This window comes from Idiomarina sp. UBA4206, assembly GCF_002383015.1.
Taxonomy (GTDB): Bacteria; Pseudomonadota; Gammaproteobacteria; order Enterobacterales; family Alteromonadaceae; genus Idiomarina; species Idiomarina abyssalis.
This window is the reverse complement of the sequence record NZ_DFTS01000039.1, coordinates 61,064-62,214: the sequence shown is the minus strand read 5'-3', so window position 1 is coordinate 62,214 and position 1,151 is coordinate 61,064. Positions and strand designations below refer to the sequence as shown.

2 protein-coding genes are annotated in these 1,151 nt (G+C 47.6%); one reads left to right on the top strand and one right to left on the bottom strand.

Translation table 11 applies throughout. The features are described from left to right. Positions 1-240 (bottom strand): S-adenosylmethionine synthetase N-terminal domain-containing protein (locus tag B3180_RS08370; protein WP_286843981.1); only part of this gene is annotated, 240 nt, incomplete at its 3' end. Between the two features lie 115 nt (positions 241-355). Between B3180_RS08370 and B3180_RS08365 the strand changes: the two genes are divergently transcribed. After that, a complete protein-coding gene (locus B3180_RS08365; protein ID WP_222235812.1) occupies positions 356-1,087 on the top strand; it encodes a 16S rRNA (uracil(1498)-N(3))-methyltransferase in 732 nt (243 codons plus the stop codon). Positions 1,088-1,151: the final 64 nt, after the last annotated feature.

Here is a 1,151-nt window from a genome sequence, read left to right as displayed (position 1 = left end):
ATGTCGGTAACCGATATCTTTGACGGTCTCGCGGGCCAGGTCTTCAACATCCACCCAGGCATTTGTTGAGATTTCGCCGCCAACCAGCACCATACCGGTTTTTACATAGGTTTCACAGGCAACACGGGCTTTCGGGTCTTTTGCTAAAATTGCGTCTAAAACCGCATCGGATATCTGGTCGGCAATTTTGTCCGGATGCCCTTCGGACACTGACTCTGAGGTAAACAGGTGACGTGACATATGCCCACTATTCCTTTATTTTGATGAAATCACTCAATACTGGTTGCATAATGTAACCGATCACTCTGTTTTTTTCTACTTCTGGACGTCTAAAAGTCCGAATAAGGCTGACGACATGCGAGTACCGCGGATTTATCACCCCGCCTCTATAAATTTACAAACTGAAACCGAACTGAGCTCGGATGCATTCCAGCACCTGATCAAAGTATTGCGCTTGAACGTAGGTGATAACATTGCTTTATTTAACGGTGACGGACAAGACTACGAGGCGACCATAACCTCGGTTCAAAAAAAGTCTGCGTATTTTCTTGCAACCGGCAGCAAGGTAAATGATTCAGAGTCGCCTGTCAGCGTGCATCTTGCTCAGGTCATTTCACGCGGTGACCGCATGGATTTTGTTCTGCAAAAGTCAGTCGAGCTGGGCGTTACCGAAATTACGCCTCTGTTCAGTGAACGTTGCGGCGTTAAACTCAGTGGCGACAGGCTGGAGAAAAAGCAGCAGCAGTGGCAAAAAATTGTGCGCTCAGCTTGTGAACAATGTGGTCGCAGTGTAATTCCTGAAGTTAAACCAGCTCAGCAATTCAGCGACTTTATTGAAAGCACATTTGCCGGGCTTCGTCTGACTTTAGACCCCACTGCGACAAAACCGCTTTCATCGTTTCAACACGCCGAAAAGGGGATACAATTGCTCATTGGGCCCGAAGGTGGGTTTACTGACGAAGAAGTCAGTGCTGCTGAACAGCAAGGGTTTAATCCAATGCGTTTGGGTCCTCGCGTGTTACGAACAGAAACCGCCGCGCTATCGGCGCTTACCACCGTGCAATATCAGTTTGGCGACTTAGGTTAAAGGAGTTTACATGAAAAAATTAGCTATGGTGATGGACCCAATCGCCGCTGTAAAAACCGAAACC

Coding starts and splice junctions, on each gene's coding strand:
- B3180_RS08365 (WP_222235812.1), top strand. CDS start 356: ATGCGAGTACCGCGGATTTATCACCCCGCCTCTATAAATTTACAAACT.